The sequence below is a fragment of the Lysobacter oryzae DSM 21044 genome, assembly GCF_059568595.1.
Window position 1 is genome coordinate 278,373 of sequence record NZ_JCANTQ010000009.1, and the last position, 24,867, is coordinate 303,239.

At 69.4% G+C, this 24,867-nt stretch carries 30 protein-coding genes and 1 pseudogene; 21 read left to right on the forward strand and 10 right to left on the reverse strand.

What is annotated here, in order from left to right:
* Positions 1-77: 77 nt before the first annotated feature.
* From BP05_RS04995 to BP05_RS05030, 8 genes are all read left to right on the forward strand, one after another.
* On the forward strand, positions 78-1,001 hold the full coding sequence (locus BP05_RS04995) for a LysR family transcriptional regulator (protein WP_496361092.1): 924 nt from the start codon (positions 78-80) through the stop codon (positions 999-1,001).
* A gap of 149 nt (positions 1,002-1,150) precedes the next feature.
* On the forward strand, positions 1,151-2,149 hold the full coding sequence (locus BP05_RS05000) for a helix-turn-helix domain-containing protein (RefSeq protein ID WP_496361094.1): 999 nt from the start codon (positions 1,151-1,153) through the stop codon (positions 2,147-2,149).
* A 183-nt stretch (positions 2,150-2,332) separates the two neighbouring features.
* Complete coding sequence (locus tag BP05_RS05005) at positions 2,333-3,250, forward strand: cyclase family protein (RefSeq protein WP_496361096.1); 918 nt, start codon at positions 2,333-2,335, stop codon at positions 3,248-3,250.
* 101 nt (positions 3,251-3,351) lie between these two features.
* On the forward strand, positions 3,352-3,663 hold the full coding sequence (locus BP05_RS05010) for a DMT family transporter (RefSeq protein ID WP_496361098.1): 312 nt from the start codon (positions 3,352-3,354) through the stop codon (positions 3,661-3,663).
* Between the two features lie 13 nt (positions 3,664-3,676).
* Complete coding sequence (locus BP05_RS05015; RefSeq protein ID WP_496361100.1) at positions 3,677-4,312, forward strand: FMN-dependent NADH-azoreductase; 636 nt, start codon at positions 3,677-3,679, stop codon at positions 4,310-4,312.
* Between the two features lie 25 nt (positions 4,313-4,337).
* Positions 4,338-4,739 (forward strand): tautomerase family protein, encoded by a 402-nt coding sequence (locus BP05_RS05020; RefSeq protein WP_496361102.1) that lies wholly within the window; start codon positions 4,338-4,340, stop codon positions 4,737-4,739.
* A 109-nt stretch (positions 4,740-4,848) separates the two neighbouring features.
* Positions 4,849-5,331, forward strand: coding sequence for a GNAT family N-acetyltransferase (locus tag BP05_RS05025; protein WP_496361104.1), 483 nt, complete (start codon positions 4,849-4,851; stop codon positions 5,329-5,331).
* Positions 5,332-5,479: 148 nt separating this feature from the next.
* Positions 5,480-5,845, forward strand: a complete 366-nt coding sequence (locus tag BP05_RS05030; protein WP_496361106.1) for a hypothetical protein — start codon at positions 5,480-5,482, stop codon at positions 5,843-5,845.
* A 32-nt stretch (positions 5,846-5,877) separates the two neighbouring features.
* On the opposite strand, the gene BP05_RS05035 is transcribed toward BP05_RS05030, so the two are convergent.
* From BP05_RS05035 to BP05_RS05045, 3 genes are all read right to left on the reverse strand, one after another.
* Positions 5,878-6,204, reverse strand: coding sequence for a thioredoxin family protein (locus BP05_RS05035; protein ID WP_496361108.1), 327 nt, complete (start codon positions 6,202-6,204; stop codon positions 5,878-5,880).
* A 121-nt stretch (positions 6,205-6,325) separates the two neighbouring features.
* Complete coding sequence (locus tag BP05_RS05040) at positions 6,326-7,258, reverse strand: aspartyl protease family protein (protein WP_496361109.1); 933 nt, start codon at positions 7,256-7,258, stop codon at positions 6,326-6,328.
* A gap of 151 nt (positions 7,259-7,409) precedes the next feature.
* Positions 7,410-7,982 (reverse strand): TetR/AcrR family transcriptional regulator, encoded by a 573-nt coding sequence (locus BP05_RS05045; RefSeq protein ID WP_496361111.1) that lies wholly within the window; start codon positions 7,980-7,982, stop codon positions 7,410-7,412.
* A 137-nt stretch (positions 7,983-8,119) separates the two neighbouring features.
* Between BP05_RS05045 and BP05_RS05050 the strand changes: the two genes are divergently transcribed.
* Entirely contained in the window at positions 8,120-8,875 is a 756-nt protein-coding gene (locus tag BP05_RS05050) for an oxygen-binding di-iron domain-containing protein (RefSeq protein ID WP_496361113.1), read from the forward strand.
* Positions 8,876-9,094: 219 nt separating this feature from the next.
* Positions 9,095-9,556: a hypothetical protein gene (locus BP05_RS05055; protein WP_496361115.1), complete on the forward strand. Its 462-nt coding sequence runs from the start codon at positions 9,095-9,097 to the stop codon at positions 9,554-9,556.
* 154 nt (positions 9,557-9,710) lie between these two features.
* Here BP05_RS05055 and BP05_RS05060 read toward each other — a convergent pair whose 3' ends face one another.
* The gene (locus tag BP05_RS05060; protein WP_496361117.1) at positions 9,711-10,679 is read right to left on the reverse strand and encodes a hypothetical protein; all 969 of its coding nucleotides are present in this window, start codon (positions 10,677-10,679) and stop codon (positions 9,711-9,713) included.
* A 150-nt stretch (positions 10,680-10,829) separates the two neighbouring features.
* A complete protein-coding gene (locus tag BP05_RS05065; protein ID WP_496361119.1) occupies positions 10,830-11,858 on the reverse strand; it encodes an AraC family transcriptional regulator in 1,029 nt (342 codons plus the stop codon).
* A gap of 175 nt (positions 11,859-12,033) precedes the next feature.
* Between BP05_RS05065 and BP05_RS05070 the strand changes: the two genes are divergently transcribed.
* The 3 genes from BP05_RS05070 to BP05_RS05080 all read left to right on the forward strand — a co-directional run bounded on the left by BP05_RS05070 (position 12,034) and on the right by BP05_RS05080 (position 13,376).
* Complete coding sequence (locus BP05_RS05070; protein WP_496361121.1) at positions 12,034-12,546, forward strand: class I SAM-dependent methyltransferase; 513 nt, start codon at positions 12,034-12,036, stop codon at positions 12,544-12,546.
* On the forward strand, positions 12,543-12,878 hold the full coding sequence (locus tag BP05_RS05075; RefSeq protein ID WP_496361123.1) for a hypothetical protein: 336 nt from the start codon (positions 12,543-12,545) through the stop codon (positions 12,876-12,878). The genes BP05_RS05070 and BP05_RS05075 overlap by 4 nt, the downstream gene beginning before the upstream one ends.
* A gap of 75 nt (positions 12,879-12,953) precedes the next feature.
* On the forward strand, positions 12,954-13,376 hold the full coding sequence (locus tag BP05_RS05080) for an MAPEG family protein (RefSeq protein ID WP_496361125.1): 423 nt from the start codon (positions 12,954-12,956) through the stop codon (positions 13,374-13,376).
* Positions 13,377-13,439: 63 nt separating this feature from the next.
* Here the strand turns inward: BP05_RS05080 and BP05_RS05085 are convergent, their stop codons facing one another.
* Positions 13,440-14,240 (reverse strand): FHA domain-containing protein, encoded by an 801-nt coding sequence (locus tag BP05_RS05085; protein ID WP_496361127.1) that lies wholly within the window; start codon positions 14,238-14,240, stop codon positions 13,440-13,442.
* 212 nt (positions 14,241-14,452) lie between these two features.
* On the opposite strand from BP05_RS05085, the gene BP05_RS05090 reads away from it, so the two are divergent.
* Together BP05_RS05090 and BP05_RS05095 are read left to right on the forward strand one after the other, a co-directional pair.
* Positions 14,453-14,917, forward strand: coding sequence for an SMI1/KNR4 family protein (locus BP05_RS05090; RefSeq protein ID WP_496361129.1), 465 nt, complete (start codon positions 14,453-14,455; stop codon positions 14,915-14,917).
* Positions 14,918-14,937: 20 nt separating this feature from the next.
* Positions 14,938-15,330, forward strand: a complete 393-nt coding sequence (locus tag BP05_RS05095) for a cupin domain-containing protein (RefSeq protein WP_496361131.1) — start codon at positions 14,938-14,940, stop codon at positions 15,328-15,330.
* Positions 15,331-15,582: 252 nt separating this feature from the next.
* Here the strand turns inward: BP05_RS05095 and BP05_RS05100 are convergent.
* Both BP05_RS05100 and cueR read right to left on the reverse strand, forming a co-directional pair.
* Positions 15,583-16,074, reverse strand: a pseudogene (locus tag BP05_RS05100) (pyridoxamine 5'-phosphate oxidase family protein); the annotation flags it as partial.
* A gap of 86 nt (positions 16,075-16,160) precedes the next feature.
* Positions 16,161-16,601, reverse strand: coding sequence for a Cu(I)-responsive transcriptional regulator (gene cueR / locus BP05_RS05105; RefSeq protein WP_496361133.1), 441 nt, complete (start codon positions 16,599-16,601; stop codon positions 16,161-16,163).
* A gap of 544 nt (positions 16,602-17,145) precedes the next feature.
* On the opposite strand from cueR, the gene BP05_RS05110 reads away from it, so the two are divergent.
* Positions 17,146-17,616: a GNAT family N-acetyltransferase gene (locus BP05_RS05110; RefSeq protein WP_496361134.1), complete on the forward strand. Its 471-nt coding sequence runs from the start codon at positions 17,146-17,148 to the stop codon at positions 17,614-17,616.
* Between the two features lie 85 nt (positions 17,617-17,701).
* On the opposite strand, the gene BP05_RS05115 is transcribed toward BP05_RS05110, so the two are convergent.
* A complete protein-coding gene (locus BP05_RS05115) occupies positions 17,702-19,339 on the reverse strand; it encodes an ABC transporter permease (RefSeq protein WP_496361136.1) in 1,638 nt (545 codons plus the stop codon).
* Positions 19,336-20,208: an ABC transporter ATP-binding protein gene (locus BP05_RS05120; protein WP_496361139.1), complete on the reverse strand. Its 873-nt coding sequence runs from the start codon at positions 20,206-20,208 to the stop codon at positions 19,336-19,338. The genes BP05_RS05115 and BP05_RS05120 overlap by 4 nt, the downstream gene beginning before the upstream one ends.
* Before the next feature lie 51 nt (positions 20,209-20,259).
* Here BP05_RS05120 and BP05_RS05125 point away from each other — a divergent pair, with 51 nt between their 5' ends.
* From BP05_RS05125 to BP05_RS05145, 5 genes are all read left to right on the forward strand, one after another.
* Positions 20,260-20,490, forward strand: a complete 231-nt coding sequence (locus BP05_RS05125; protein ID WP_496361141.1) for a hypothetical protein — start codon at positions 20,260-20,262, stop codon at positions 20,488-20,490.
* 193 nt (positions 20,491-20,683) lie between these two features.
* On the forward strand, positions 20,684-20,920 hold the full coding sequence (locus BP05_RS05130; RefSeq protein ID WP_496361143.1) for a hypothetical protein: 237 nt from the start codon (positions 20,684-20,686) through the stop codon (positions 20,918-20,920).
* A gap of 190 nt (positions 20,921-21,110) precedes the next feature.
* Positions 21,111-21,557, forward strand: coding sequence for an EF-hand domain-containing protein (locus BP05_RS05135; protein WP_496361145.1), 447 nt, complete (start codon positions 21,111-21,113; stop codon positions 21,555-21,557).
* A 255-nt stretch (positions 21,558-21,812) separates the two neighbouring features.
* Positions 21,813-24,056: a CocE/NonD family hydrolase gene (locus BP05_RS05140; protein WP_496361147.1), complete on the forward strand. Its 2,244-nt coding sequence runs from the start codon at positions 21,813-21,815 to the stop codon at positions 24,054-24,056.
* Positions 24,057-24,171: 115 nt separating this feature from the next.
* Positions 24,172-24,756 carry a TMEM175 family protein gene (locus tag BP05_RS05145; RefSeq protein WP_496361149.1) on the forward strand — a complete coding sequence of 195 codons (585 nt, stop codon included), beginning with the start codon at positions 24,172-24,174 and terminating at the stop codon, positions 24,754-24,756.
* Positions 24,757-24,867 lie beyond the last annotated feature (111 nt).

Genomic DNA, 24,867 nt, shown 5'->3' on the forward strand with positions numbered 1-24,867 from the left:
GATCGATTAGGGGGCCGATTCGGGAATAATCATGCCGTTGGTGGTCCGCGAAACCCGGGGCGAGCAGTGCGATGGACGTGACGGCCGATGACACGCTGGTGTTCCTGAGGGTGGTCGAGCAGGGCAGCTTCGCCGCGGCCGCCCGCGCGCTGCGCCTGCCCAAGACCACCGTGAGCCGGCGCGTGCGCATGCTGGAGTCCAAGCTGGGCGTGCAACTGCTACACCGCACCACGCGCAAGCTGGCGCCGACCGAAGCCGGCGCGGTGTACTACCGTCATTGCGCCCGGATTCCGGTCGATCTCGACCTGGCCGAACAGGCCGTGAGCGAACTCAGCGGCATGGTCCGCGGCACGCTGCGCATGACCACGGCGTTCTCGATCGCGGACTGGCTGCTGGGTCCGATGCTGGCCGAACTCGGGCGACGCCATCCGGCGCTGCGCGTGGAACTGGTGCTGGCGAACGAGCGCCTCGACCTGATCGAGCATGGCCTCGACCTGGCCCTGCGCCTGAGCCCGGGCGTGTTGCCCGACTCCGACAACGTCGGCCGTCCGCTGTGCGCGATGACGCTGGCGCTGTACGCGGCGCCGGATTACCTGGCAGCGCATGGCACTCCGGATTCGCCTGCGGACCTGGTGCATCACCGCACGCTGGCGCTGCGCGCGCAGCTGAGCGGTGGCGGATACGTCTGGCGCCTGCAGCGCAAGGGCGAGACCAGCGACGCGGCGCTGCACCCCAGCGTGATCGCCAGCGACCCCGCGCCCCTGCTGCGGGCGGCCGCCGACGGCGGGGGCATCGTCATGGCAGGTGGGCCGCAGGTGCGCGAAGCCGTTGCCGCCGGTGCGTTGCAGCGCGTACTTCCGCAGTGGACCGGGCCGCGGATGCAGCTGTTCGCGTTCTACCCGCGCGAGCGCCTGATGGCGCCGAAGATGAGGGCATTCATCGATTTCCTGGTGGAACAGACCGCGGCCCACGAGGATGAGATCGGCGGCGCAAACGGCTGAATCCGGCGACGCCGCGATCGAAGCGGCGGCAGGCGCCGCCGCGCGCACGCACAGGGTCACGCACGCCATTGGCTGCAGGCGCGGAACGCTGCTCCATCGATCGGGGAATTGAAAAACCCGGCCGCGGACGTATGTTCCCGATCGTGAAGATGCCGCCACAAAAGCGGGCGCAAACGGGTGCCCACCAGGTCGCGATCCTCGCGTACGAGGGCCTGTGCCTGTTCGAGTTCGCGACCGTGCTGGAGATCCTGCGTGATCGGGCCCCACCGACTCCGGACTGGTACCGCGTGCAAGTCGCTTCGATCGACGGTCCGCAGGTGCGTTCGGATTCCGGCGTGCTGGTGAACGTGGACGAAGCCCCGGAAGCCCTGGCCGCGGCGGACACCATCCTCATTCCCGGGTGGCGCGACGGGGCGGTCCCAGAAGACCTGTGCGAGCTGATGCGGCGCGCGCACCGTCGCGGCGCGCGGTTGGTGTCCATCTGCACCGGTGCCTTCGTGCTCGCTGCCGCGGGGCTGCTCGACGGCAGGCGCGCCACCATCCACTGGCGGCACGCCGACGCGCTTGCGCGCCAGTTCCCCGCGGTCGACGTCGATCCATCGGTGCTCTACGTGGATGGCGGCGACATCCTGACCTCCGCGGGTTCTTCGGCGGGGTCCGATCTCATGCTGCACCTGGTGAGCAGGGATTTCGGCGCGGCGGTATCCAACCAGATCGCGCGCGGCATGGTCACGCCGCCGCACCGCGCGGGCGGGCAGGCGCAATTCATCGAAACGCCGCTGCCGCAGGAGCACGACGACCGGTTCGCCGGGATCATCGAGCAGCTGCGTCGCAATCCCGGCGCGGAGCACTCGGTCGAGAGCCTTGCACGCCAGGTGGCGATGAGCCCGCGCACGTTCCACCGCAAGTTCCGCGCGGTCATGGGCCATACCCCGTACGACTGGCTGCTGATCGAGCGCACGCGGCTGGCCAAGCAGTTGCTGGAAGCGAGCGACCTGAGCATCGACCGGATCGCCGAGCGCACCGGCTTTGCCGCGACCGACACGTTCCGGCACCACTTCAGCCGCATCGTCGGCACCAGCCCGTCCCGGTACCGGGCCACCTTCATGCATGGGGAACCGGGCCGGCGCGAAGCGTCGCTGTCCTGACGCAATCTGCCCGCAGATTGGCAGCAAGCGCGGTGGTGCGCCGGCGTGCGCGATCGCAACATCTGCAGCACGCCGAATCGGCGACGGGCCCGGGATGCCGTGTCCTGGTATTCGCGATTCGCGCTGGCACCCGTGGCCAACGACGAGCGCAAGCAATGACATCCAACCGGATGGGAGAGAAACATGAGTGACCGACGCGCCTGCTTCGACTTCGAAGTCGATTTTTCCAACGGCGGCGGCATCCAGGGCCAGGGATTCCGCCTGGACATCGATGGCGACGACATCGACGACGAGGCCCTGGCCGCCTACATCATCCGCGACCTGCGCCTGCTCATGGTCGGCGCGGTGCGCATCCGCAACAAGCGGATCATCGAGGAGCGGCACAAGCGCGCCAGCAATCATGTTGCCGGGGCGGACGCCGCTGCCGGCGAAGGCTTGCTGGTCGACCTGAGCCACACGATCGAGGACGGCATGATCACCTACAAGGGCCTGCCGGCGCCGCTGATCTGCGACCACCTGTCGCGCGAGCAATCCCGTGCGCGCTATGCGGAGGGCACCGAGTTCCAGATCGGCCGCATCGACATGGTTGCCAATACCGGCACGTATATCGACACGCCGTTCCACCGCTATTCGCATGGCCACGACCTGGCCGGCCTGCCGCTCGCGAAAGCATCGGGCCTGCCCGGAGTCGTCGTCCGGCTGGAGGGCTTCGCAGGCCGCGCGATCGACTGGCACGCGTTCGCGGCGAGCGAGGTCAGGGGCAAGGCCGTGCTGGTGCACACCGGATGGGACCGCCACTGGCGCACCGACGCGTACTTCGAAGGCCACCCCTTCCTGACGGAGAAGGCGGCGTTGTACCTGCGCGACCACGGCGCGGAGCTGGTGGGCATCGACTCCTTCAACATCGACGACGTGTCCGGTGGCGATCGTCCCGTGCACACCGTGCTGCTCGGCGCGGGCATCCCGATCGTCGAGCACATGACGGGGTTGGCGCGACTGCCCAACGAAGGGTTCGAGTTCTGGGCCGTCCCGCCGAAAGTCGCCGGCATGGGCACGTTCCCGGTGCGTGCGCATGCCCGGCTCGGCCCAGCGCCGCCCTGAGCGACGCGCGCTGCCGGGATCGGCAGCGTCGCGTTGCAGGCGACTGCCACCACGGCCCAACCCACACCCCGACCGCGTCACGTTCCGGCTGGATCGCAACCATGGCATGGCTACTACTCATTGCAGCGGGCATCGTCGAGGTCGCCATGGCGGCGGCGTTGAAGGCGGCCGACGGCTGGATCGGGCCGAGCATCGCCGGTATCGCGTGCGCGCTGCTATCGATCTTCCTGCTCACCCACGCGCTCAAGCTGCTGCCCAGCGGCACCGCGTATGCGGTCTGGACCGGCATCGGCGCCGTGGGCGTCGCCGTGCTCGGGATCGCCGTCCATGGGGAAAGCGTGTCGCTGGCGCGGCTGTTCTTCATCGGCCTGGTCGCGGTGGGCGTGATCGGGCTGCGCGTGGTCGAGCACTGAGCGGAGGCGCGCGATGGCCAACATGCTCCATGTCGCCGCTTCGCCCCTCGGGGTCGGCTCGCGTTCGAATGAAGTCGCGCTCGAACTGGTGGACGCCTACCGCAACCTGCATCCGGGCCGGGAGGGCGCGACGGTCGATGTGTGGAACGTGGACCTGCCCGATTTTGACAGGGCCATGATCGCCGCGAAATTCGCGGTCCTGCGCAGCCACGACGCCACCGACGAGCAGCAGGCCCAGTGGGCGCGCGCGGTCGAGCTCTCGCAGCTGTTCAACCAGGCCGACAGCTATCTCTTCAGCGTGCCGATGTGGAACTTCGGTGTGCCGTACCGGCTGAAGCACTACATCGATGTCATCACCCTGCCCGGGCAGAACTGGTCCTGGAACCGCTCGCACGGGTATCGGCCGTTGCTGCAGGACAAGCGCGCGGTGCTGGTGTACTCGAGCGCGGGCGACTATCCGGTCGCGCCCGCCGGCAAGGCCGGCAGCGAGGAGTTCCAGAAGCCGTTCATGCGCAAGTGGCTGGAATTCATCGGCGTCGAGGTCGTGGAGGAAATCGTGGTGGGGCCGACGCTTGCGGACGCGGACGAGCTGGCGGCGCTGTTGGCGCACTGCAAGCAGCGCGCCCGCACAGCGGCGCAGGTGCTCTAGGCCCGCCGCCCGAATTGGAGGACCCATGCCGATTCTCAATGTCAAAGTCGCTGCCGTCGCTTCCCGGGAGCTCACGCAGGCCATCGTCGACGGTTTGTCGGAGTTGACCTCCCGCGTTCTCCGCAAGGACCCGGACGTGACGGCGATCGTCGTCGAATACGTCGACCCGGAGCACTGGTATGCAGGCGGGCGTGCGCTGGCCGCGCAGGGCAAGAGCAGCTTCTACTTCGATGTCCGGGTGGTCGACGAAACCAACACGAAGGCCGAGAAGGCGGCGTACATCCGCGAGGCCTTCGCGTTCTTCGCCGCGTTGCTGGGCAACGTGCACGCCGAGAGCTACATCCATGTGCTCGACGTCCGCGCCGCTGCCTACGGATACGGCGGCTTGACCCAGGAGGAGCGTGCGTATTGCGGCGGGTGCCCGTAGCCCGCGCGACGCGCGCATGCGGCCACCTGGGAGACAGGTCGGCCAACCAACGACACCGTTCGCCCGCAGCCTGGACGGCTTCGTGGCGCTTCACGCGAGGTTTGCAGCCATGACAGGTTCCCAATGCGTGTTGCGGGACGCCGACAGCCCCGCACTGGTCGAGATCGCAAAGACCCTCTTCAAGGAGTACGCCGAGGCGATCGGCACGGACCTCGAGTTCCAGGGGTTTACCGCGGAGCTCGAAGCGCTGCCGTTTCCCTACGCGGCGCCGCGCGGCGCACTCCTGATCGCCTACGTCGACGACGCGGTGGCCGGCTGCGTGGCCCTGAAACCGCTGGATGCGCACAAGGCCGAGATGAAGCGGCTGTACGTGCGCCCGCAGTTCCGGAGCCTGGGACTCGGCAAGCAGCTGGTCGAGGCCGTGATCCATGCCGCCAGGGCCGCAGGCTACAGCGAGCTGCGGCTGGATACGCTGGCCAGCATGGCGTCGGCGCAGGCGCTGTATGCCCGGCTTGGCTTCGCCGAGATCGCGCCCTACAGCAGCAACTATCTTCCCGGCACCCGCTTCTATGCACTGCCGCTGGCGCAGTGACGCTTTCGCGCCTGTCCACTTGCGTGCGCGGCGAAGCGGTCGCTCGACGCGCCGGGTCAGCCAAGCATTGCCGGGTCGGCGTGCGACTTCCCAGGCGGGTGCCATGGAAGAATATGCGCTCGCATCGCCCGCGCTGGCTGGAGGCCACATGATTCGAGACATCCGGATCTTTCCGGAAGCGCGCCGACTGGAAATGAAGTTCATGGGCGGCGTCGGCATCCAGGATCGCCTCGATACGCTGGCCCTGGTGGCGCCGTTGCTGGCGAACCAGCCGCTCGACCGGATCCTGGTCAATTTCAGCGCGGCCTGGCACGAGCCGCCATTGGAAGACGGCGGCATCCCGTTCGAGGAAACGCTGCGCCAGGACGGCGCCTACTCGGGGCGTCGCGTCGCGTTCGTCAGCCGGCCGCACGACTATGTGCCAACGAAGGGCGCGGAGGCGCCGGCGCTCGGATTCGAGTTCCGGTGCTTTTCCGGGCTGCATGCCGCGCTGGCGTGGCTTGAAACCGCCTAGGCGCAGGCAGTGCCCCATCACCCAAACACGTTTCAGGCGAGCGCGGCGTCCAGCGGCTGCAGGTCGCCGGCCGCTTGCGGACGCACGACGCGCGCGATCTCGTGGCCATCGCGCAGCAATACCAGCGTCGGCCACAGCTTGACCCGGTAGGCGCGGCCGAGCACGCGGCCGCGACCGTCCTCCACGCGCAGGTGCGCGACGCCGGCGTGGCCGTCGAGCCACGCGTCCACCGGCGCGCGCGCGGCAATGCAGTGCCCGCACCAGTCGGTGCCGAAGTCGAGCAGCACCAGGCCCGCCATTGCTTCGACCGCGGCGCGTTCCGGGGCCTGCTGCTGGTAGGTCGGGTCGCGTCGGGTCATGGGCGTTCTCTGGCTGGTGGCAGTGTCATGCCTACCTTGCGCTGCCGGTTGTCCATGTCGCGTCGACAGGCGGCGCGCGCACGCATTCCGGTCGACGCTTGCGCGTTACCGACGCGCGCAGTCATTTGCACAGTGCGATGGTCTTCGACCGCTGGTCGATCATGAGTACGAAGCCTTCCAGCGCGTGCGCGCCGACCAGCAGTTCCGGGAAGCGGTCGGCGACGCGGACCTCGACGTCGGACAACCGGGCGCCGCCGATCCGGAAGGGGCCGTGGATCGTGGCGCGCTGGGTCTCGATGTTGCCGTTGGTCAGCTGTCCGCTGCCGGCGCGCTCGAGCGGGCCGGCGGCGACCTGGCCGTAGAGCGACCGCGGCAGCACGAAGCTCACGTTGGCGCCGGTATCGAGGTTGCCCTCGGTCTGCAGCGCGCCGATCGACACCGGCACGCGGAAGGCGCGCTCGTACGTCAGGACATTGTCCGCCGCCGGCGACAAAGCACGCGTGCGGCCGAACGACAGGGTCTTGCGCGGGTAGTCGATGACCAGCAGTCCGTCGGCGAAGAACTCGCGCGCGAGGATGCCGGCGAACGCGGCCTCGGGTGACTTGCGGCTGCTGTAGTCGCGGGTGATGACATCGAGGTCGCGCCGGGTGACTCCGCCCAGTTCCAGCGAATCAACATGCGTGGTGTCGACGCTTGCGGCCTGCACCCCGTCCGACGTCGTCGCCTGGCCCTGCACGCCCAGGCCGAGCGCGCCCACCAGGCTGGCATCGGCGCGCGCCAGTCCGCTGGCGCCGGTGTCGACGGCGAAGCGGAAGGGCCCGCGCCCGTTGACCCGCGCCTGCACGTAGATGCGCCCGTCGACCACTTCGAACGGGACGCGGACGAGGGCCTCGCCGGTGCGGACATGCCTCGACCTGCACGCGTCCTGGCGGGCGAGCGGGGCGTGCGTGCAGGCTGCTGCGCCGAGCGCGATGAGCAACAGGCCCGCGCCGATCCGCTGCATCGGGTGGCGGGCGGCGGGTCGTGCGCACGTGGAGGGTGGGGTGGGCTGCATTCCATTGCTCCGGGGCGGGTGTGCGGCCACGCTGTCGAGTGGTCGGGCAGGCGGCAAGGCCGATGCGACGAAACGCGGCTGCGGCCGACGAATCCCCTTCAGCGCGCGCAGACCGTGGCCACGGCAGGGCAGACAGGGCGCGCAGCGCCGGTCAGGCGGCTGCGGTGATCGCCGCGATCATCGTGCGCACCGCTGCGTCCGGCGCCAGCGCGCTGTCGCGCACCAGGCTGCGCCAGGTGAAGTAGCTCAGGCCCAGCCGCAGCAGCGCGCGCGGCGCAGGGGCCAGGTCCGCCCCGAGCACCTCGTCGTAAGCCGCCTGGTACGGACCCCAGCGCAGCTCGACGATCTCGCGCACCAGCGGATGCGATTCGGCGTCGCGCAGGACGCAGGCGGCCAAGTCGGCGTTGCGCTCGTACCACGCGTAGACCGCGGCCAGCCCGGTGGCGATGCGCTCCCTGCGGTCGCCGATGTCGCGCCAGGCGGCAGCTTCGGGGAGCGGATCGCGTTCGAGGGAGTAGGCCGAGCAGGCCAGCAGCAGGCTGCGCTCGTCCGGGAAGTGCGAATAGAAGGTGTTGCGCTGCACGCCGGCCCGTTCAGCCACCTGGCTGAAGGTGGTACGGGCCGGACCGAGTTCGCCGTGCAGCGCCACGGCCGCTTCGACGATCCGCTGCCGGGTTTCCGCCTGCTGTTCCGCGCGTCGCTTGAGGGTGTAGGTCCGGGCCATGTGATTCACTATACACAGATGCTCATCCATATTGACAGCCCCGATTATTGAGAGCACATTCGTGTTCGCCCAAATAGCGGAACGCATCGGGGCGCGGTCCCAGGCGGGCGATTCCCTCCCCAATCAGGCAGATCCCCATGAACACCCAAGTCGATGAAATCGCCGATGGCATCTTCCGGCTGTCGACCTTCGTGGCCGAAGTGGCAGCGCCCGCCGGCTTCACCTTCAACCAGTTCCTGGTCCTCGGCGACGAGCCGCTGCTGTTCCACACCGGGCCGCGGCGGATGTTCCCGCTGGTGCGCGAGGCGGTCAGCCGGCTGATGCCGCCCGAACGCCTGCGCTGGCTCTCCTTCGGGCATGTGGAAGCCGACGAATGCGGCGCCATGAACGAATGGCTGGCGACGGCGCCGCACGCGCTGGTGGCGCACGGCGAAACCGCGGTCCTGGTTTCGTTGAACGACCTGGCCGATCGCGCGCCGCGCCTGCTCGGCAACGGCGAAGTCATCGACCTGGGCGGTGGCAAGCGCGTGCGCTACCTCGACACGCCGCACACCCCGCATGCGTGGGAGGCAGGCGTGATCTACGAGGAGTCGACAGGCACGCTGCTGTGCGGCGATCTGTTCACCCAGGTCGGCAACGCCCCCGCGCTGGTCGACGGCGACATCGTCGGCCCGGCCATTGCCGCGGAGGATCTGTTCCAGTACTCCTCGCTCAACCCGAACATGGGCGCGACGATCCGCGCGCTCGCGCAACTGTCGCCGCGCACGCTGGCCCTGATGCACGGTCCCGCGTTCTCCGGCGACGGTGCGCGCGCGCTGCATGCGCTGGCGGATGACTACGATCGTCGTGCGCTGCGGCGTGGCGTGGCGGTGGATCGCCTCGAACCCGCATAGACCGACCTGCAACAACAGCGCGCGGGGGAGCGACGCCCGGGCGCGTTGCCCGATGCACGATGCGACTTTGCGCCTGCCGCATCGTCTGGGCGCGATGCCGCGCGCGGCGGTGGCATGGGCGGGGTTCCACGCATCCGGCGCTCCCGGGTATCTTCCCGGCTTCCTCTCCGGGCGCCGCCTGCCTGGAGCCGTACGTCGAAATCACGGGGACATGTTTCGGTGAAACCACACAAGTTCTTTTCCGTCCTTGCACTGGCGCTGGCCCTGCAGGTCCCGGCCACCGGGCATGCGGGCGTCTACAGCGACGACCTGGGCAAGTGCCTGGTCAATGCGTCCACTGCCGAGGACAAGCAGCAGTTGGTGCAATGGGTGTTCTTTGCCATCTCGTTGAACCCGACGATCAAGCCGTACGCGAACATCAGCGCGGAGCAGCGCGTCGCGACCGACAAGAAGATGGCGGCGGTATTCGAAAAGCTGCTCGGCGAATCCTGCGTCAGGGAGGCCACCGAAGCGATGAAATACGAGGGCAACCTCGCGTTCTCCGAATCGTTCCGCCTGCTGGGCCAAGTCGCGGGCCGCGAGATCTTCGCGTCGCCGGAAGTGGCCGCGGGCACGGAGAACTTCACCCAGTACATCGATATCGAGAAGCTGCGAGAGAAGCTCGGCGTCACGACCAAGTAGGCCGAAGCGCGACGCGCACGAACCAAGGGCCCCGCGCATGGCGGGGCCTTTGGTTCGGTAACCACGTCGCAGGTGCCATCGCGAACGGTCCGGGGTCACTTCGTGGCCTGCCGCTTCGCCGCGGCACCGCCGCAAGCCCACGCCCAACAGGGCCCTACAGCGCCGCCATCAGCGGCGCCAGCGCCGCACCGATGCGCTGCATCTGCGCCGGGGTCACCAGCTCGGCCAGTACCTTCTGGAAGCGCGGCTCCTGCACGCCCGACACGATGTACTGCCAGCGGTACGCGGCCAGCGTCTCGGCCGCGAGCAGGTCGCGTTCGGCGGCGCTCTGCGCACGCGGGACGATCAGCGAGAAGTACTCGGCGTCGGCGCGCGCCTGCGCCTGCAGGATGCCGTCGACGCCGCCGACCAGCGCGATCAGGTCGTCCACCGCGGCGTCGCGTTCGGCCGGCGAGAGCTGGGCGTCGACGCGGCGCCATTCCAGCTCGTCGAGGATGGCGTGCTGCGACTCCTCGCGCCAATGGAACAGGAACACGTCCTTGAACAGCGCCGACAGCGACGCGTCCGGCTCGATGCTCTGGCGGTAGTGCGCCTGGGTGAACAGCTCGATGTGGCAGGTCAGCGCCAGCACCGCCCAGCTGCTCTTGCCCAGCACGAACTCGGCAACCGCGTTGGGATCGGCCGCGCTGGTGTAACCGGCGGGCATGGCGGCGCCGATCATCGCCTCGATGCGGCGGAACAGCTCCTGGTGCTTGAGCTCCTCGTCGCTGAAGCGGATCAGCGCTTCCAGCGCGACCTGGTCGCCGAGCCAGTGGTCGCGGCTCAACTCCAGCACCTTGGCGTTGATGAAGCGCTCGACCAGGCCAAAGATGTTGGCGTAGCTGCGGCCCTGGATCTGGCTCATCAGGCGACGTTCGCCGCTGTCCTCGAGGATCGAACGATCGAGCCGGCTCAGCCCGTCGGGCAGGAACTTGTTGTCGAAGTCGAACTGGCGATCGCGGATGACATCGCGATCGATCTCCCAGCGCACGCGCTTGGATACTTCGACGACCTTGGCGTAGCGGCTGGGGTTGGCCGCGTGGTCGGCGGTGTAGGCGGGGTACTCGATGGCGACTGCGTTCACGGGATCATTCCTGTGGAGCGGGGGAGGAGTGGCGATTCTTCGCGGGCCACTGCGCCCCGCGCTCCACCGGTCGTCCTTCCCGCTTGCCCGAAAATCCGCGATTGCCGCGCCGTGCACCCGCTCCATGCCGGCACCGGCGCGTGCGCCGATTCAGGGTGGTCCGGGCAACTGTCCCTGCTTGCGCCGCCACGCCGCGGGCGGCATGCCGACCAGGCGCTTGAAGGCACGGCCGAAGGCGGCCTCGGACTCATAACCCGTCTTGAGCGCGATCGACAACACGCTCGCCTGGCTCTCGCGCAGCATCCGCGAGGCCAGCTGCATCCGCCACTGCGCCAGGTATTGCATCGGCGGTTGCGCGATGAGTTCGACGAAGCGCTCGTGCAGCGCCGAGCGCGACAGGCCGACCTGGCTGCTGAGCTCGTCGATGCTCCACGCGGCCGCGGGATTCTCGTGCATCAGCGCCAGCGCGCGGCCGACGAAGCGGTCGCGCAATCCCGCCAGCCAGCCCGTCGACTGCTCGGGCATGCCCTCGATGTGGCGCGTGACCGCGTCCACGAACATCATTTCGCTCATGCGCTCGAGCAGTACCTCGCTGCCGGGGCGGCGGTTGCCGGACACGGTCGCCGCGAGTTGCGCGAACTGCGCGCCCCAGGCGCTGCCTGCGGTGGCCGGCAAGTGCAGCAGTCGCGGCAGGGTGGCGAGCAGCGGATTGAACGGCCGCTTGTCGCAGCCGATGAAGCCGCACACCAGCGAGGTATCCGTTTCATAGTCGATGCCCAGTTCCGGCGCGGCGACTTCGCGCGCCGGCGGCGCCGCCATGCATTGCTGGGCCAGGCGGAAGGGCCGCCGGTGCAGCTTCATCTCTTCGTACCAGTCGACCTTCGGCTCCGGTCGCAGGCCCGGCGCACTCGACACCACGTGCGGGTCGCCCTGCGGCAGGATGATGATGTCGCCGCGCTGCAGTCGCAGTGGCTGTTCGCCTTGCAGCGCGATCCAGCATTCGCCCGCGGTGACCACGTGGTAGGGAATCACCTGGTCGACTTCGGACATGACCGCGGTGGCGATTTCCGTAGACGCCGGAGCCTCGGCCAGCCATTTGCCCGCGCAGGAAAGATCGAAGAACAGGGCGCCGCGCAGGCGCACGGTGCGCAGTACGTCGGAGAGGGTGTCGTGGGTCATGGGACCGCCGGATCGATCACGCCACGCCGATTCTGGCAGACGCTGCGTAAGCAGAGGTTGGCCGGCGTCGATTGCCGGATGGCGGGACGAATCGCGGGGAGTTCCGGTCAAGCGCCGGGTCGTGGCGCTGCGGACAATGACCGCGTTCCCCACACGAAGGCCCGGAGAAATTCCCATGGCACTGGCAAGAGAGCTACCCGATCGCGTCGCCGCAGCCGCTCCCGATTTCGCCGCCATCAAGACCCGGCAGCAGGCGACCTGGGCGAGCGGCGATTTCGCGGTGATCGGCACGACCCTGCAGATCGTCGGCGAGTCGCTGGCCGAGGCCGTCGATGTGCGCGCCGGCGAACGCGTGCTCGATGTCGCCGCCGGCAACGGCAACGCCACCCTCGCGGCGGCGCGTCGCTTCGCCCGTGTCACGTCGACCGATTACGTCCCGGCGCTGCTGGAGAAGGGCGCCGCGCGCGCCGCCGCGGAGGGCCTGCGGGTCGCATTCGAAGTCGCCGATGCCGAGGTGTTGCCGTACCGCGACGGCAGCTTCGACGTGGCCCTGTCCACCTTCGGCGCGATGTTCACTCCCGATCACCGGCGTCCCGCCGACGAGATGTTGCGGGTCGTGCGCCACGGCGGCCGCATCGGCCTGGCCAACTGGACGCCGGAAGGCTTCGTCGGCAGCTGTTCAAGGTGATCGGCCGGCAACTGCCGCCGCCGGCGGGGCTGGAATCGCCGGCGTTGTGGGGCACGGAGCCGCACATCGTGCGGCTGTTCGGCCGCAAGGCCGCGGACATCCGCTGCGAGCGCAAGCTGTTCAATTTCCGCTATGAGTCGACGGCGCACTGGCTGCACGTGTTCCGCGCGTTCTATGGCCCGACGCACCAGGCGTTCGCGGCCCTCGATGCGGCCGGGCAGCGCATGCTCGAGGCGGCCATCACCGACCTGCTCGCGCGATGCAACGTCGGCGGCCCCGACTCGCTGGTGGTGCCGGCGGAGTACCTGGAAGTCGTCATCGTCAAGCAATGATCCGGCGCGCGCGGGAGGCGATGCGTCCCGCGCGCATCCGCGCCACCGGCGCACACACGGTCCAGGAGACGTGCCATGACATTTCCACTGTGGATGCTGCTCGGGTTCGCCATCTGGACCGCGCTCGTGCTGATCTGCACGATCGGCCTCTATCGCCTGAGCCGGGTGTTCACCGGCCGCGCGGGCATGGCATCGTTCCCCGCCGATGCGCCCGAGGGCGCCGCGTGGTACCTGCGGGCGATGCGGGCCCATGCGAACTGCGTGGAGAACCTGCCGCTATTCGCCGTCGTCGTGTTCGCGCTGTATGCCAGCGGGATCTCCAGCCAGGCCACCGACGCGATGGCGGGCATCGTGCTCGCGGCGCGCGTGGTGCAGTCCGTGGTGCATGTCTCCACCGTCCAGACGGACCGGATCGTCTCGGTGCGCTTCACCTTCTTCCTGGCGCAACTGCTGTGCTTCCTGGGCATCGCGGCGGTCGTCGTCGCGCATGCCCTGTAACCAGGGCGTGCAACCCGGACGAGGCCTGCCGTGCGTGCCGAAGGCTTCGGGCGGCCGGCCGCGCTAGAGCAGGTAGCCGGCTGCCAGCGCCGCCAGCGCGACCAGCATGCCGCCGATCGCCGCCGTCGCGGCCCAGCCGCGTCCGGATGGCGCGGGCGCGGGTGCGGGCGTCGCGCGCAGGAGACGCACGTTGTCGGCGAGGGCCGGCCCGCTGCCGGCCAGGCGGAAGCGCACGCGGTCGAAGCTGACCTCGTCGCCGATGTGCAGCTTGTGCTTGCGCACGCGGTGATCGTTGACGAAGGTGCCGTTGGTGGATTCCAGGTCCTCGACCACCACGCCGTCCTCGCTCGGTACCAAACGCGCGTGCACGCGCGAGAGGCCGGGGGCGTCGAGGTGGATGTCGCACTCGGGCGCGCGGCCGATGGTCACCGCGCTCGACACCGCGTAGGAGCGGCCGAAGGCCCCGCCGGTCACGCCACGCAGGACGAACATCGGGAGCACTGCGCGGATGGTGGTCGCGCCGGGGCCGTCGTTGGCCGCGTCCTGCGGCGCCGCGGCGCCCCTGCCGGCAACCGGGGCGTCGAACGCCGCCAGGCGCGCGCGTACGTGGTCGAAGCTGACGTTGTCGCCGGGGCGCAGCGCGATCAGGCCGTCGACCCGGCGGCCGTTGACCTCCACGCAATTGCCGTGCGGCACCTCCAGCATCACCCCGGCGGCGCTGACATGCAGCTGGCCGTGCTGCGGTTGCACGCCGGGTTCGTGGAGGACGATGTTCGCCGTGGGATCGGAGCCGACGCAGGCAACGCCGGGATCCAGCCGGACCTGGGGGTGCTCGCCACCGGGAAATACGAGCGTCATGGTCATGGATGACTCCTCGTGGACGGGTTTGGCCGGCAGACCGGCCGTGCCGGATGCGTGAAGCTGGGACGAAGGGAAGCGACGCTATTCGCGAAGGTGCATGGGGCGCGTGAACGGGGCACGGTGGGGCGACGCGCGGTCCGGGACGGCGCCCGGGCGGACAGGGAGATGACGCGGTAGGCTGCCGGCACCATCGCCACGCCACGCGCAAGGACGTCATGACACTGCCCCTGTTGCCATGGCTGCTGCTGCTGGCCGCGATCGCGGCACTGCTCCTGTGGCGGATGTTCGCCCGCGGGGACGTCGCGCCGGTGGTGGAGATTCCACCCGAACCCATCCTCCTGCTCTCCGCCGCCGACGTGCAGGCCATCGAAGCGGCACTGGGCGTGACCCTGCCCGCGGACTACGCGCGCTTCCTGCAGGCCGAGCGTCCCGAGGGCATCGACGACACCAGCGTCAGGGACTGCCCGGACCTGATCATCGAGGCCACCCGCGAGTACCGCGACAGCAGCCAGTGGCCGGGCCACCTCGTCTGGATCGGCGACGAAGCCGATGCGTGTCCGCGCGTGATCGATTGCCTCAGCGGCGAAGTGTTCCGGGTGGAGAAAGGCAACCTGAAGAAGTCGTGGGATCGCCACCCCAGCTTTTCCGCCTTCCTCGCCGCGATGCTGCGGCAGCGCTAGCACCCGGTGCGGTGGAAGCCATGAGGGAAGCCATCCACCCGTTCGATCCGGCGCGCGAGTACGACACGCCCGAGCGCTGCCACATCAACGAATTGGCCAACATCGCCGCCGATCCGCACGTCTCGATTGCGCGGGCGCGCGTGGCGCCGGGCGTCACCACCCGCTGGCATCGCCTGCGCGGCACCGCCGAGCGCTATGTCATCACCGAGGGGTGCGGGCGGGTGGAAGTGGGCGAGCTGCCTGCGACGGACGTGGGCGTCGGCGACGTCGTGCTGATACCGCCCGGTTGCCCGCAGCGCATTGCCAACACCGGTCCGACCGACTTGGTCTTCCTCGCGATCTGCTCGCCGCGCTTCCTGCCCGACGCGTACGAGGACATCGACGACGAGATGCTCGGGCGTCCCGCGCGCTAGCAACGCGCGGCGCAATCGGCCCTAGCGCTTGCGCGCGCCGGCCTGCTTCGCCGCGCTGGTGGTGCGCGCGCGTGTCGCGGTGCGGGACGCGGCGGCGGCCTTGCGCGCCGGTCGCTTGCTGGCGGTGCTCTTCTTCGCCGCCGTGCGCTTCGTCGCTGCCGTGCGTTTCGCCGGCGCTGCGCGCTTGGGCGTGGGTGCGCGCTTGCTGCCGGGGCGATCGCTGCTCGGCGGCTTGCGGCTGCGGCCGGTGGCGAGGTCGACGATCCGGTTCTCGCCCATGACGTCGTCGTTGCCGGTCACGCGCGCCACCAGGAACGTGGCGGCCTTGCCGAGCCAGCTGCCCGGGCCGTCCCAGTATTCGATCGTGCGCACGTGGACCTCGATCAGCGTGAGGTTCGGATCGTCTTTGCCCTTGGGGAAGAACGCCTTCATCGCGTCGTTCCAGAGCGCATCGATCAGGCCTTGGTCGCGCCGCGCGCGCGCATCGCCGGCGGCGGAGATGTAGGTGTTGGCATCCTTCGACGAGTACGCGACGTTGACCTTCGGGTGGCGGCGGATCTCGGCGACCTTGGGACTGTCGGCCTCGGTCATGAACCAGATGCGCTCGCCATCGAATTCCACCGTCTGCGTCGACAACGGCCGGCTCACCAGGTAGCCGCCCTTGCCGACCGTGGTGAGCATGGCGATGTCGATCTTCTTCATCAGCTTCGCCAGGGTGGCGACTTCGTGCTTGCGCGCTGCCATGGAGGGCTCCCGTGGATGGCCGGGGTCCAGTGTCCAGTGGCGCCGTACTGGCGGCGTGATGGAGCGGCTGCAGCGCGGCGTGCAGCTCAACCCGCCAGGTCGTCGAGGATCGGACAGTCCGGCCGCTGGTTGCCGCGGCAATGCCGGGAGAGGTCGACCAGCGTGCGCTGCATCGCCTGCATCTCGAGGATTTTGGCGCCGAGTTCCTCGGCATGGGCCAACGCCAGCGCCTTCACTTCCGAACTAGCGCGCTCGCGATTGCCCCACAGCGCCAGGAGGGCTTCGATCTGCTTCATCGAGAAGCCCAGGTTGCGCGCGCGGCGGATGAAGCGCAGGCGGTGCAGGTCGGCGTCCGCGTACAGGCGGTAGCCCGCGAACGTGCGGCTGGCCTGCGGGATCAGGCCCACGCTTTCGTAATGGCGGATCATCTTCGCGCTCACGCCGGTGGCGGCCGAGGCTTCGCCGATGTTGTGGAAGCCCTGCTGCCTGGCGTCGGCCAATTCAGGTCGTTGTGCTTGCCTGCCCATCTGTCGACTCCCCGGCCGTGTGCTGGTTTCCCGGCCGCGGATACAGCCTAGACCTTCCCGCCATGGCAAGGTCAACGCCCGCCCGGGAGCGTTCGCGGGCGGTTGACCTTCCCACATGGGCAAGGCCCAGCCTGCACTGCACGGCATCCCGCCGTAGTCCAGGAGAACCTCATGAATACCGATACCGAAAAGAAAGCCTGTGCCTGTTGCAAGTGCACCAACTGCAGCTGCACGCAGTGCACCTGCTGCAAGTGCCAGAACTGCGGCTGCACCAGCAAGTAAGCAGACCGGGAGAGGAGCCGAAAGGCTCCTTTCCCGCGAATGCACGGGCAACACAGTGCAGGGCCGTTGATGCGCCTGCGGACATGCCGGCTGACGTGCTGCGTCCACATCGCCGGCGCAAGAGCGGCGTGTTAAGCCAGGCGGGGTTCGCATCCTGCCCACCGCTCTCTTCACCTGCAGGCTAGCGCGGAGTGCGTTGACTAGCCGTTGAAGCGGAACTGTCGGAGCCGGCCGGGCGTAAGATCACTGGGCCGTGTTGGCCATGCCTGCCGTTCGACTCGCGACGCCCGGCGATGCTCGCGCCATCGCCGCATTGTCGCGCGACTACATCGAATACGGGCTCGGCTGGAGCTACACCCAGGACCGGATCCTGCGGGCGATCCGCAGCCGGACCGCGAACGTTGCGGTGATCCACGAGCGCGCGCTCCTGGCCGCCGGGATCATGGACTACGGCGACACCACCGCCCACCTCGTGCTGCTCGGCGTGCACCCGGCGCACCGTCGCCGCGGCTTGGGCCGGCACTTGCTCGCCTGGCTGGAGCAGTGCGCGCTGACCGCCGGGCTCGAGAAGGTCAGCGTGGAGGCCCGCGCCGACAATCCCGGTGCCCTCGAGTTCTACCGGCGACAGGGCTTCGCGGTGCGCGCGCGCGTCGCGGGCTACTACCGCGGCGTGGTGGATGCCGTCTGCCTGGAGAAGCCGCTCGGGATCACGGGCGCGCGCAGCGGCGACTGACGCGAGTCCTGGCTTTGCGCAGGCGTCGCGCCCAACGGGACGAAGGTGCTTTGCGCATCGCCTTCGCCCCGGATTCGCTATCGCGCTAGGCGCGCGCGGCCACGCCCTGTCGCCACGCCACCACCAGCAGCGCGACGGCCATCGGGATCGACGCCGCATGCCAGGCGAGGGTCGTCTGCGGTGCGGCCAGCGTGTCGAGCACCAGGGCGCCCTGCGCGCTGACGTAAGCGGCGGCCAGCAGGCTCAGCTCGAACGGGCGTGCATTGCGGAACAGCGCGCCCAGGGCCAGTCCCCACAACGCCACGGAGATGCCGGCCACGCACGTCGCGAGCGCGGCGCTGGGATGCTGCAGCGACAGGCGCAGCAGCGCGGGCAGCGTAACCGCCCAGGCCAGGCCGATCGCCGTCGTCGCGCGCGTGGCGAGCAGCTTCGCGCGCATGCCGGGCGCGGTGAACACCAGTGCCGCGGTGCGGGTGTCGTGCTCACGCAGGATCAGGCGCGAGAACACGTCCAGGCACAGGATCCAGCCGGCGAGGATGCCGATCACGAGGCCCTTCTCGGGCGCCGCCAGCTGCACGATGAAGGCGATCGCCATCGACAACCACCACCACCAGCGGCGCGAACGCAGCACCAGGCGCAGTTCCGCCGCGAGCAATGCGCCGCCGGTGCCGCGCTGCAGCGGCTTCAGCGCCCATTCGAGCCAGCGCAGCGATGCGCCGCGGGACGCGTTGGCCCGGACCGTGCCGGTGCGCGCGGCGAAGTAATCGAGGAAAGGTGTCGCCGCCAGCAGCACCAGCAACGCCCCGCCGAGCCAGAAAGCGCGGCCGCGCAGCGTGTCGCCGCCGACCTGCCAGTGCGACCACTCGACCAGCGTCGGTCGCTTCCCTTCCAGGACCAGCGTGCCCACGCTCAGGCCGGGCGCTGCGACCTTCGCGGCGTCGCCGGGCTTGCGTGCTTCCCGGGTTGGCGACTGGGCGGCCTCGGCACGCCTGCGCTGCGCGTCCGCGGCCAGGGCTTCACGCGCCGCAGGCCAATTGTGGGTCATGTCGTATTCGACGCCGACCAGGCCGTGCAGGTCGCCGGGGAACGGCGGCGGCGCATCCGGATTGCCGCTGGTCTGCGACACGCCCACGCTCACCAGGGCGATGAACACCATGAAGAACACCACGTTGCCTGCGCTGCGCCGCAGCCAGGGCACCAGGTCGAACCAGACTGCCAGCGCGGCGGTCAGTGCGAGCGACGGCAGCGTGATCAGCGCCACCGGCTTGACCAGTTCCAGCAGGTCGATGCGCATGTCTTCGCCGCGCATCAGCTGCAGCGCCAGCGCGAACGCCAGGCCCACCAGCAGCACGCCGGCGAACACGGTCAGGTGGCTGAGCCATTTCGCGATCAGGTACGCGCGCCGGCTCATGGTGGTGGTGACGAGCAACTGCCAGGCGCGGGTATCGAGGTCGCGCGTCACCGTCCCGCGCACCAGGTAGAAGCCGGCGAGCGAGAGCAGCGGGCTGTAGATCAGCGCCACCGCCATGCCGACCCAGGCGCTGGAGTAGCGGCCGCGCACGGTGTCGCCGAGCACGACGGTGAGGTAGTCGGCCTCGGCCGGCGGCAGGCACCACCACATGAACGCGCCCAGCGCGAACATCACGATCCAGTAGCGCGGCGAGCGCATGCGCTGGAGGAGATCGGCGCGCAGGATCGCGCCCGTTGCGCGCAGCATGCTCATGCCGCGACTCCGGTGCGGTGCAGCAGCCACAGGTAGGCGTCTTCGAGGTCGGCCGCGACCGGGGTGGCGTCGTCGGAGGGCGCGCGTTCGCCGACCACGCGCACTTCGACGCCGTGCGCGCGCCGCTGCGCGCGGCTGACGCGGAACTTCGCGCGCACGTCGGCCAGCTGCTCCGCGCTGACCGTCCAGTCCCAGACGTGGCCCTGCGCGCCGCCGATCAGCGCCTCTGGCGTGCCGTGGAAGCGCAGCTGGCCGCCGGCCATCACCGCCAGCTCGCCGGCGCTCGCTTCGATGTCGGACACGATGTGGGTCGAGAGGATCACCAGGCGCTGCCCGGCCAGTTCGGCCAGGAGGTGGCGGAAGCGCACGCGTTCTTCCGGATCCAGGCCGACCGTGGGTTCGTCGACGATCAGCAGGCGCGGGTCGTTGAGCAACGCCTGGGCGATGCCCACGCGCTGGCGCATGCCGCCGGAGTAGTCGCCCAGGCGGCGGTCGGCGACGTCGTGCAGGCCGACCATCTCCAGGCATTCGTCGACGCGTGCGGCCACGGCGCGGGCGGGCAGGCCCTTCACGGTGGCGAGGAAGGCCAGGAACTCGCGCGCCGACAGCGCCTCGTACACGCCGAAGTCCTGCGGCAGGTAGCCCAGTTCGGTGCGCAGCGCGTCGGGCTTGCGGGCGATGTCCTCTCCGCGCCACAGCACCCGGCCCGAGGTCGCTCGGGCCAGCGTGGACAGCACCCGCATCAGGGTGGATTTGCCCGCGCCGTTGGGCCCGAGCAGCCCGACGATGCCGGGCCCGAGCTTCAGGCCGACCTCGGCGACGGCCTGGTGCCCGCCGCGGTAGCGGTAACCAACTGATTCCAATGCCAATTGCAACATGGTGCCGCGCCCCGATAGCCAAGATGTCTAGGTATGGTAGTGATGTATAACACCTATGAACATATGACCTACGACAGGGGACGGGTTCTGCCGCGGATTGAGTGCCCCGCCAGCACTCGGGCGAGCGATGGGCTGGCTTGCGAATGCCGCACGTTCACCGCGGAGCGCGCGCACCTGGCGGCGCATGCGCCGGATCTTCGCGAACCCTTCGACGTGTCCGCGCCGCCACCCGAACTGGCGGCCCGGTTGCCCGAGCGGCTTGGCTTGCCCTGACCCGCGGCGTGTCGGCCTCCCGGCAAGGACAGGCCGTGCGAACGCCGCCGCTGCAACCGCGCCGCCTGCTCGGGTCGAGATTCGCCGGCTTCGTCGACGCTGCGGGCGATTCGTCGCATGGCCATTGCCCCCGGCGTCCACGACTTGCAGCCTTCGTCGTGGGGCCGGCCGCGCCCCGCCTGCGGAGCCCGCCGTGAAGACCCTGCTCGTGATCGTCGCCTGGTGCCTGCTGTTCGTCGTGTGCTGGCCATTGGCCTTACTTGTCCTGCTGCTCTGGCCGCTGGCCTGGCTGCTCGCCCTGCCGTTCCGCCTGGTGGGTATCACGTTCGGTGCTCTTTTCGCGCTGCTGCAGGCGATCTTGCTGCTGCCGGCGCGGCTGCTCGGCTGGCGTCCGCGTTCGATGCGTGCGGCCCGCGCCGCGGCGGCGTGAGCACCAGTCTGCGCAAGGGCCACGGTCGACACGGCTTGCACCAATGCGGAGCCAGACATCGACGCCGTGCCGCGGTGCGCCAGTTGCGGCGTGAAAAGGCAGGGCACGGCGTTGCCTGTGTTGATTCGGTGTTGACGCCGCGGGGATCAGATTGGGCTTCCTTCGCCGAGCATTCGCCACGGTGAGCGCCATGAGCATCCATTCCCCGCGTGCCTTCCCTTCCGCTGCCGGCCTCCTGCTGCTGGCCATCGCCGCGGTCCCGGCCGGGACCTCCTTCGCGCAGGCGCCAGCGACGACCGCCACCGCGCATTTCGAATCGCTCGACACCAACAAGGACGGCCTGGTCAGCAAGGGCGAGTACGAGAGCAGCGGCGCATTCGCGCAGTTGGACGAGAACCACGACAACCGCATCTCCGCCGCGGAGCTCGAGGACATCCTAGGGCCGCAGGAAGACGGCACGCCCTCGGCCGCCGACCGCATCCGGGTCGCCGACAGCAATAACGACGGCGAGCTCACCGACGAGGAGTTGCGCCGCAATGCCGAGATGCAGTTCACCCGGCTCGATGGCAACAACGACGGCCACCTCGATCTCGCCGAGATGAAGTCGGGCTTCGGCATCCCGGTCGTGCCGCGCTAAGCGGGCTGCAAACGCGCCGGCGTCGAACCGGAGCCGCCGGCGGGGCCCGGGCGACGCGCGCAGTCAACCAGGGCCGCCACCGGGCCCAACGCCTCGACGATGTGTCGGGCACCGCGTGACACGCGATCGTGTGACCGGAGGGTGCGCGCGGATCCATCCGGCCTCGGCGCTCGCCGCGTGCCGGGCCGGCTGCGGGCAAGACGCACCCGCACTGAGGTAACGTCTGTCGAGCGTCCCGACCCACCGGCAGGACCCATGATCAAGTCGTCGTTGCTTGCGATCCTGCTGCTGGGCATGGCGCCGTCGCTTCGGGCGCAGCAACTTGCCTTCGCGACGGCGGCGGACGATGCCAGCCTGGCGCGCAGCATGCCGGCGCTGGCCACCAAGGCCCTGGCGATCTATCGGGATGCGGACGCGGAGCGGTTCCTGGGCAATCGATTCCGCTTGCAGCTCGTCGCGGGCCAGTACCCGCAGGCGATCGAAACGCTGCGCAGCCTGCGCCAGTTGCGCACTGGCCAGGATGCCAATGCGGCGGCCCTGTACCTGCAGTACGAGCTCTATGCCCGGGCCAAGGCGCGGCAGCGGGCCGGGCGCGTGGCATTCGGGCGCGCTTTCGACGATGCCTTCCGCACGCTCCACGCCGGTCTCGACGACAACACCGCGCTGCAGGCGCAGATCTCGTTCGCCGCCAACCTGGCGGCGATGCAGGACGAGCTGCGCCAGACGCTGCAGGCACGCAAGGGCAAGCGCACCATCGCCCTGGACGATGCCATCGATCTGCTGCGCAAGTACCAGGTGCGCCAGGCCTACGCCGCCATCCTGCCGCGCGTCGGCAAGCTGATGTCCGAGGACGACGCGCGCCGTTACCTGGCGACGACCGACGCGCTGGTCCGCACGCGCGACGGGGCAACGATCGCGGCGCTGCTGGTCCGGCCCCGGAACGCGGCCAAGCCCTTGCCGACGCTGCTGGAATTCACCATCTACGCCGACGATGGCTGGTCGCTGATGGATGCCAAGCGCGCCGCGGCGCATGGTTACGCGGGCGTCGTCGCCTACACGCGCGGCAAGGGCCGCAGCCCCGGCGCCATCGTCCCCTACGAGCACGACGGCGACGACGCGCGCGCGGTGATCGACTGGATCAGCCGGCAGCCGTGGAGCGACGGGCGGGTCGGCATGTACGGCGGCAGCTACAACAGCTTCGCGCAATGGGCGGCCGCCAAGCGCATGCCGCGCGCGCTCAAGGCGCTGATGACCTCGGCCTCGGCCGCGCCCGGCATCGATGTGCCGATGCAGGGCAACGTGTTCATGAGCTTCCTGTATCCGTGGACGTTCTACGTCGGCAACAACCGCGGGCTCGACGATGCCGTCTACGGCGACCGCAAGCGCTGGGACGCGCTCAACCGCAACTGGTACCGGGGTGGCCGCGCCTATCGCGACCTCGACCGCATCGATGGCACGCCCAACCCCGTGTTCCGCCGCTGGCTCGATCACCCCGGCTACGACGCGTACTGGCAGGCGATGATTCCGTACCGGCGCGAATTCGCGGCCATCGACATCCCGGTGCTGGCGACGTCGGGCTACTTCGACGGCGCGCTGGTCGGGGTGCAGTACTACTTCACAGAACACACGCGCTACAACCGCCATGCCGACCACACCCTGCTGATCGGCCCGTACGAGCACTTCACGATGCAAAGTGGCGTCGGCCGGTTCGTGCAGGGATACGAGATCGACGCGGTGGCCAAGGTGGACCTGCAGGAGTTGCGGTTCCAGTGGTTCGATCACGTACTGAGGGGCGGCGTGAAGCCGGCGCTGCTGAAGGACCGGGTCAACTACCAGGTGATGGGTGCCAACGCCTGGAAGCACGCGCCGTCGCTGGCGGCGATGCGCAACGCCGCATTGCGACTGTACCTGCAGGCGGGCGAGGGCAAGGCGCATCGGCTGGACCCAACCCGGCCGGGCCGCGATGGCGTGATCGAACAGCGCATCGACTTCGCCGACCGCAGCGACGCCGACTGGTCCGCGCCGGTGCTGTCGCTCACGCCGACGCTCGATGACCACAACGGCCTGGTCTTCGCGAGCGCACCGATGCAGCAGCCCACCGAGGTGAGCGGCCTGCTGTCCGGGCGGCTCGAATTCATCGCCAACAAGCGCGACATGGATGTGTCGGTCGCGCTGTACGAGCGCATGGTCGACGGGCGCTACCTGCAGCTGACGACCTACATGGGGCGCGCCAGCTACGCGCGTGACCGCAATCGTCGCCGGCTGCTCACGCCGGGCAAGCGCGAGCGACTGGATTTCACCAGCGAACGCGCCACCAGCCGCCTGCTGCAGCCCGGCAGCGCGCTGGTGGCGGTGCTGAGCATCAACAAGCAGGCGGACCTGCAACTCAACTACGGCACGGGCGGGGACGTCAGCGACGAAACCATCGCCGATGCCGGCGAGCCGCTGCGGGTGCAGTGGCGCGCCGGCAGTTATCTCGACGTGCCGGTGTGGCGTTGAGCGTTGCAGGCGCGCCGATGATGCCCTTGGTGTATCGCACCGCTGGCATGCTTCCACGTCTGCGCGAGGACAGCCGCGTGCGAGCTTTCAACGAGCGTCGGTAGGAGTGCCAGGCGTGGGCAAGAGCAGGCTCGAAGCATTCAGCGACGGCGTCATCGCCATCATCATCACGATCATGGTGCTGGAGCTGAAGGTGCCGCATGGCAGCTCGCTGGCATCGCTGCGGCCGCTGCTGCCGGTGTTCCTCAGCTACGTGCTGAGCTTCGTCTACGTCGGCATCTACTGGAACAACCACCACCACATGCTGCATGCCTCGAGCAGGGTCTCCGGCGGCGTGCTGTGGGCCAACCTGCACCTGCTGTTCTGGCTGTCGCTGTTCCCGTTCGCGACCGGCTGGATGGGCGAGAACCATTTCTCCGCGTGGCCCAGTGCCCTGTACGGCGTGGTCCTGCTGATGGCCGCCTGCGCGTACTGGCTGCTGCAGCAGACCATCATTGCCGTGGAAGGCCCCGATTCCCTGCTCAAGGCGGCGTTGGGTCGCGACTGGAAGGGCCGGCTCTCGCCACTGCTCTACCTGCTCGCGATCGCATCGACCTTCTGGCTGCCGTGGATCGCATTGCTGATCTACGTGGTGGTGGCGCTGCTGTGGCTCGTGCCGGATCGGCGCATCGAGCGCGCGTTGCGCAACCGCACGGGTTAGCCGTCCCGCACTGTCCGCATGCGGCGCGACGCGAAGCGCGCGCGTTGAGGAGGCCGCTGCGCTGACGCCCTTCGCCAGACGTGCCACCTCCAGGCCGGGCCAGCGCCGGCC

Excerpts from the sequence above, each read along its gene's own strand:
- BP05_RS05000 (WP_496361094.1), top strand. The coding sequence starts at position 1,151 with ATGCCGCCACAAAAGCGGGCGCAAACGGGTGCCCACCAGGTCGCGATC.
- BP05_RS05005 (WP_496361096.1), top strand. The coding sequence starts at position 2,333 with ATGAGTGACCGACGCGCCTGCTTCGACTTCGAAGTCGATTTTTCCAAC.
- BP05_RS05010 (WP_496361098.1), top strand. The coding sequence starts at position 3,352 with ATGGCATGGCTACTACTCATTGCAGCGGGCATCGTCGAGGTCGCCATG.
- BP05_RS05015 (WP_496361100.1), top strand. The coding sequence starts at position 3,677 with ATGGCCAACATGCTCCATGTCGCCGCTTCGCCCCTCGGGGTCGGCTCG.
- BP05_RS05020 (WP_496361102.1), top strand. The coding sequence starts at position 4,338 with ATGCCGATTCTCAATGTCAAAGTCGCTGCCGTCGCTTCCCGGGAGCTC.
- BP05_RS05025 (WP_496361104.1), top strand. The coding sequence starts at position 4,849 with ATGACAGGTTCCCAATGCGTGTTGCGGGACGCCGACAGCCCCGCACTG.
- BP05_RS05030 (WP_496361106.1), top strand. The coding sequence starts at position 5,480 with ATGATTCGAGACATCCGGATCTTTCCGGAAGCGCGCCGACTGGAAATG.
- BP05_RS05035 (WP_496361108.1), bottom strand. The coding sequence starts at position 6,204 with ATGACCCGACGCGACCCGACCTACCAGCAGCAGGCCCCGGAACGCGCC.
- BP05_RS05040 (WP_496361109.1), bottom strand. The coding sequence starts at position 7,258 with ATGCAGCCCACCCCACCCTCCACGTGCGCACGACCCGCCGCCCGCCAC.
- BP05_RS05045 (WP_496361111.1), bottom strand. The coding sequence starts at position 7,982 with ATGGCCCGGACCTACACCCTCAAGCGACGCGCGGAACAGCAGGCGGAA.
- BP05_RS05050 (WP_496361113.1), top strand. The coding sequence starts at position 8,120 with ATGAACACCCAAGTCGATGAAATCGCCGATGGCATCTTCCGGCTGTCG.
- BP05_RS05065 (WP_496361119.1), bottom strand. The coding sequence starts at position 11,858 with ATGACCCACGACACCCTCTCCGACGTACTGCGCACCGTGCGCCTGCGC.
- BP05_RS05070 (WP_496361121.1), top strand. The coding sequence starts at position 12,034 with ATGGCACTGGCAAGAGAGCTACCCGATCGCGTCGCCGCAGCCGCTCCC.
- BP05_RS05080 (WP_496361125.1), top strand. The coding sequence starts at position 12,954 with ATGACATTTCCACTGTGGATGCTGCTCGGGTTCGCCATCTGGACCGCG.
- BP05_RS05085 (WP_496361127.1), bottom strand. The coding sequence starts at position 14,240 with ATGACCATGACGCTCGTATTTCCCGGTGGCGAGCACCCCCAGGTCCGG.
- BP05_RS05090 (WP_496361129.1), top strand. The coding sequence starts at position 14,453 with ATGACACTGCCCCTGTTGCCATGGCTGCTGCTGCTGGCCGCGATCGCG.
- BP05_RS05095 (WP_496361131.1), top strand. The coding sequence starts at position 14,938 with ATGAGGGAAGCCATCCACCCGTTCGATCCGGCGCGCGAGTACGACACG.
- cueR (WP_496361133.1), bottom strand. The coding sequence starts at position 16,601 with ATGGGCAGGCAAGCACAACGACCTGAATTGGCCGACGCCAGGCAGCAG.
- BP05_RS05110 (WP_496361134.1), top strand. The coding sequence starts at position 17,146 with ATGCCTGCCGTTCGACTCGCGACGCCCGGCGATGCTCGCGCCATCGCC.
- BP05_RS05115 (WP_496361136.1), bottom strand. The coding sequence starts at position 19,339 with ATGAGCATGCTGCGCGCAACGGGCGCGATCCTGCGCGCCGATCTCCTC.
- BP05_RS05125 (WP_496361141.1), top strand. The coding sequence starts at position 20,260 with ATGTATAACACCTATGAACATATGACCTACGACAGGGGACGGGTTCTG.
- BP05_RS05135 (WP_496361145.1), top strand. The coding sequence starts at position 21,111 with ATGAGCATCCATTCCCCGCGTGCCTTCCCTTCCGCTGCCGGCCTCCTG.
- BP05_RS05140 (WP_496361147.1), top strand. The coding sequence starts at position 21,813 with ATGATCAAGTCGTCGTTGCTTGCGATCCTGCTGCTGGGCATGGCGCCG.